Source organism: Clostridium sp. (genome assembly GCF_016650035.1).
Taxonomy (GTDB): domain Bacteria; phylum Bacillota; class Clostridia; order Clostridiales; family Clostridiaceae; genus Clostridium_AD.
The window spans coordinates 1-4,713 of the sequence record NZ_JAENWM010000151.1 but is presented as its reverse complement, the minus strand read 5'-3'; the positions used below and the strand labels follow the sequence as shown (position 1 = coordinate 4,713).

General features: G+C 30.0%; 6 protein-coding genes. 1 reads left to right on the top strand and 5 read right to left on the bottom strand.

Annotation, left to right across the window (positions count from 1 at the left end):
- Window positions 1-577 precede the first annotated feature (577 nt).
- Window positions 578-772 (top strand): hypothetical protein, encoded by a 195-nt coding sequence (locus tag JJD95_RS19660; RefSeq protein ID WP_291645139.1) that lies wholly within the window; start codon window positions 578-580, stop codon window positions 770-772.
- Between the two features lie 313 nt (window positions 773-1,085).
- On the opposite strand, the gene JJD95_RS19655 is transcribed toward JJD95_RS19660, so the two are convergent.
- The 5 genes from JJD95_RS19655 to JJD95_RS19635 form a co-directional block, all read right to left on the bottom strand.
- A complete protein-coding gene (locus JJD95_RS19655) occupies window positions 1,086-1,478 on the bottom strand; it encodes an LPXTG cell wall anchor domain-containing protein (RefSeq protein WP_291645137.1) in 393 nt (130 codons plus the stop codon).
- On the bottom strand, window positions 1,478-1,867 hold the full coding sequence (locus tag JJD95_RS19650) for a hypothetical protein (RefSeq protein ID WP_291645135.1): 390 nt from the start codon (window positions 1,865-1,867) through the stop codon (window positions 1,478-1,480). The genes JJD95_RS19655 and JJD95_RS19650 overlap by 1 nt, the downstream gene beginning before the upstream one ends.
- A 176-nt stretch (window positions 1,868-2,043) precedes the next feature.
- Window positions 2,044-2,793: a hypothetical protein gene (locus JJD95_RS19645; RefSeq protein ID WP_291645133.1), complete on the bottom strand. Its 750-nt coding sequence runs from the start codon at window positions 2,791-2,793 to the stop codon at window positions 2,044-2,046.
- Window positions 2,786-4,117 carry a HAMP domain-containing sensor histidine kinase gene (locus JJD95_RS19640; RefSeq protein ID WP_291645131.1) on the bottom strand — a complete coding sequence of 444 codons (1,332 nt, stop codon included), beginning with the start codon at window positions 4,115-4,117 and terminating at the stop codon, window positions 2,786-2,788. Before JJD95_RS19640 ends, JJD95_RS19645 begins: the two co-directional genes overlap by 8 nt.
- Window positions 4,118-4,136: 19 nt before the next feature.
- Entirely contained in the window at window positions 4,137-4,511 is a 375-nt protein-coding gene (locus JJD95_RS19635) for a response regulator transcription factor (RefSeq protein WP_291645129.1), read from the bottom strand.
- Between the last annotated feature and the right edge of the window lie 202 nt (window positions 4,512-4,713).

Here is a 4,713-nt window from a genome sequence, read left to right as displayed (position 1 = left end):
ATCAAACAATAGCAAATAAACTTATAATTAAATTATACCATTCATTTTTTTCTAGTCATTCACTCCACCTCTTATCACCTTACATTTGTAATTTTTTTCTACCCTGGGTTCCTAGTGAGGACATGCCGGACTTACTTGCTATAGTTTATTTTTTCAACATATTGTTATACAATATTATATAACAGGTTGCATTGTTCTTATAGCCAATTAAAGAATTCATTTAAGACGTCAAAAAGCAAAGAAGAGCAGGATTTTTATATTATTTTATCTAATATGGTTCTGCAAAGAGAACAAAAAAGCTCGTATAGGCTCATGGGAAGATAAAAATATTCCAAATTGGGCAAATAATTTATTAGACAAATAGCTATTAAAACTTAGGGTTTTAATAGCTATTTTTGCGACCACTAAGGTCCTTCTTAGTATAATTAGATAAAATAACATCTTAAAAGAACTGGTTAATATAATAAACTGACAACTATAATCTTATATTTATAATTTATACTTTATAACTAAATGGGTAAACTATATAGTGCACTGGATAACCGCAGTGTAATTTATAAATTTGAAGGGAGAAAATATGAATAAAAATAATTTAGAAGAAACAAAAAAATCAAATAAATATGATCCTACTAAAGGTACTGCTTCAAACATTGATATGGTGAATATGTATAACATGCCTAACATGACTAGTGGCCCTAGTGATGCTACACTAGAAGAAAAAGAACTAGTAAAAGCACGTTCATTAGAAGGTAAAGGTACTTATAAAAAATAATTCTAAGGCAGGATTATCCTGCCTTAATTAATTGTATAAATAAGGATATTTATTATTAATTAGTTTTATCTGAAATCAAATTATAATGCACTCCTTGTTTGAATTTTATTAAAATTAAATGCCTTCACAGTTAATTATTAATTTTGTCATTATAATGACATATAGAATTGTTATTATAAGTACATAGAAAGTAATTAATTTTTTTAATTAGAGCCCCCCTTTAATTAAATATAAAAATACCTACAGCCAACACTTTTTTCAAAGTGTTGGCTGTAGGTATTTTTTTGAATTATTTCATCTTAATAGATTTCTTTTATTGATTTATTTTTTTCCTTCTAACCATTAATACTCCAAAACCTGTAAGCATTAATGCTCCACCTAATATTAAAAGTGTCATCATGTCAAAGGGACTACCTGTCTTTGGAATAGATGAACTGCTTTTGGATTGATCTATGGATAATACTTGGAAACTACTAAATTTATCAATAGTAATTTCAATTCCAATAGGATTCCCATTTTCATAAACTATAGTCCCGTTCTTTACTTCTTTTGTTCCATCTGTATGCTCAATATATACTTTTAAGGAATCAAGAAAAGAATTTTTATTTTCTGTAGGTATAGTCATACCTGTAAACGGAATTACTAGTTTTGTTTTGAAACCAGAATAGTTTGTTTCTATAGTATAAGGAATTCCTTGTACTACCACTACGCCATTGCCTGTACTGCAAGTGCTGGTATTTCAACTTCTTGTTGATTAGCTTTCGGAGTACCATCTTTAGGTTCCGGCATATTAATAGTTACCGTTCTAGCATCACTTTGTGCTGAAGGATCTATTTTATCAACGTAATCCTTCAGTGTATTTATTTTAATATTTGACTTATAAAAATAACCTTCATCAAAAATAGCATCATTACCTTCATTGTATATCTTGCTAAGACTATATTTTTGATCTCCTGCACCAATTCCCTTCTGACCTAACGCATCAAAAGCAAATATAAATTGCTGTAAATAAACAATAGTTCTTCCAATCAATATTAAATTGAAGCTTATCTTATCGCCTGCCTCAAAATGTTCTCTCTCATCAAAGCACTCCACAATATAACCCGGAGAGGTGCTTTTCTCTGTAAAAAAGGGTACTTCTACTTGTCAACATCAATGCTACTAAAGAGTTGTTAGCAACACAGCTTGTCTGTTTCACTTTCAATCTGTGTAAGGGGTCAGACCTTTGTCAAAAGCTGGAACAGTACAAGCTCTGTTGCTAAGATACTTCATCACTTTTCAAAGTATTTCGAGTATACACTCCATTGTATCCCTTCTTCTTGAAGGACAAAACTTGCTGTAGATGGATTATATATAGAAAACTCACCGTATACGGACCTATCCTGAATACCATTGATTTCTATTTGAAACGACTGAATACTTTCATCATCATTTTTCTCAATTGGTGTAATCACATCCAAATCAAAGTATTCATGCATGCCATTCATATAGTCCAATTCTGATAAAGAAAAATCTATGTTCTCATCTACTAACGTTACCTCATATATTTTATCCGTTTCACCATCCATCCAGAAGCTATATTCAAAACTATTATAATCCGTGAATTTAAACTCTTTTAAAGCCATGGTTACAGATTCATCTGATGGTACAAACATATTATAATAAGCCACATAAACCAAATGTTCTTTAATATGGTCTACAGATATTGCTTTAATTAACCCTACTTTTACCAGTTTATTTAACTCTTTTGAAAGTTTATTTTGTTCAATATCACTCATTTCTTTTTTCTGTAAAGCTAACATATTGATGGCACTAGAATTTTCAAGCAATTCAACAATCAATCGAATATTATCATCACTACTAAATTCCTCAAGCTTTTCATTTGTTTTCCGTTCTAATGTTTTTTGTTTAGATCCATCAAAATGATCAGATATTTTAAAATATACATTAGGTGAATAAATTGCAAATAATAACAACACAATGAGTAAAATGATACTAATTAATCGATTCCATCTATTCATTTAGCATCACCTTTGGCGCTTTGCCATTATGTTCATCTGAAGAACACAAAGGTATATCTAATGTAAAAGTAGTCCCTTTATCTACTGTAGACTCCACTTCTAAATGGATATCCAATCGCTTTACAATCCGACTAACAATAGCCATTCCCAGTCCAGCACCACCTTCCCGTCTTGTTCTTGATTGATCAGCCATATAAAAAGGTTCCATCATTTTTTCAAGCACTTTTGAATCCATGCCACAACCATCATCTTTGATGACAATTTTGTAAGTTGTACTTGTATGTTTACCTGATAAATAGATATTTCCCTTATACTCTACAGCCTTTCTTGCATTGTCTAGGATATTAATTAATATAGATAAATATAAATCCTCAACACCTAAAATAGTACCTGGTTCATATTCTACTGTAAAATTAATGCCTTTTAATTGCATTTGATTGTTTAATAAGTTATAAGTCTCACTCAGTAATGATTGAATCTCCACATTTTCAATGGTTATTTCATCATCTCGTAGATTCGTTAATACCATCATTTGATTGATTAAACGCTCAAGACGTTTTCCTTCACCCAGTATATATTCAAGGGACTCAATCTGCTCTTCTTTGTTTAAGTCCATCGTTAATAACATATCAGAATATCCAATAATCGAGGTTAACGGCGTCCGACATTCATGTGCAAAGGACGCAGTGAATTCTTCTTGTATTTTTGATGCGGCTTCCACTTGTGCTATTTTTTCTGAAATACGAACATTTTTCTCAAAGCTTTTGACTAATAAATACAATCCCAATGCTAAAAGTGTTAAAATAATAAGCAGCAGTAAACTATATCGTTGAACTAAAGTATCTCTTTGTGCATAGACCTCTGTCACTCCAAGAATGGTACTTATAAAATACGATTGGTCATAAATCTCTACTGAACTGGTTATTACGATATAATTCTTTTGGTCTTCTTGATAATACTCTAAGAAGATTTGTTCTGCTTCCGGTAATTCGGGTAAATTTTTATTTAAGTTCAATAACCGACTATTGTAGATCACATTGTCTTTGCTAAGGACTTGGTAAATTACATGATGATTTGACATACTAGTATATAAGTTTTTAGCTACAAATTTTAAAACACTGTCTGATTCATCTGTATGATTTTCTAACATTTCGATTGAATTAGCAAGCGAATTGGCATATTCCAAATTGATATTTTGTAGCGCTTCTATTTCACGTTCAATATCCATTTTAAAACTAAAAGATACAGCTTCTATTTCCAAAAAAATGAACAAACCAGTTATAAGAATCATTATAATATTATATATACGAGAATATTTTTTCATAACCACAACTTCCTAATCATTAATTAATCAATCTATATCCAACTTTGTAAATACTTACAATCTCATCGTCCCAATTCAATTTTTTCTTTAATCGTCTGATACTCATATCAACTGTACGACTCTCTACATTGAATGTTTTTTTCCAGACATGTTCATAAATTTGTTCGCGCATTAAAACTTTATTAACATACGTCATCATATAAACCAACAGATCAAATTCCAACTCCGTTAAATCAATTATCTTTTGAGATTGAAAGACGATTCTTTTTTCAAAATCAATTTTTATATCATGAATTTGATTCTTCGTATTCATATGTCGTTTTAACACATTGTCTACTCTAGCAATCAATTCAGCAACTTGAAACGGTTTAGTAATATAATCTTCTGCACCCATTTTTAATCCCTTAACCTTATAATCAGTTGTAAGCGATGGAACAAACACCGTAATGTAAATTAACCTCCTTGTATAATCTAATTATAAGTTTAATAAGAAACCGCCTCTAAATAATACGAATGATTTCTTACTTATCTTTATTAATGTTAATGCTTATTTTTATTCATTTCTAAATTTAATATTTATACTTATCTTTGTTTTT

Bases quoted from the DNA above. Each gene is read 5' to 3' on its own strand.
- JJD95_RS19660 (WP_291645139.1), top strand. From the start codon at position 578: ATGAATAAAAATAATTTAGAAGAAACAAAAAAATCAAATAAATATGAT.
- JJD95_RS19645 (WP_291645133.1), bottom strand. From the start codon at position 2,793: ATGAATAGATGGAATCGATTAATTAGTATCATTTTACTCATTGTGTTG.
- JJD95_RS19640 (WP_291645131.1), bottom strand. From the start codon at position 4,117: ATGAAAAAATATTCTCGTATATATAATATTATAATGATTCTTATAACT.
- JJD95_RS19635 (WP_291645129.1), bottom strand. From the start codon at position 4,511: ATGGGTGCAGAAGATTATATTACTAAACCGTTTCAAGTTGCTGAATTG.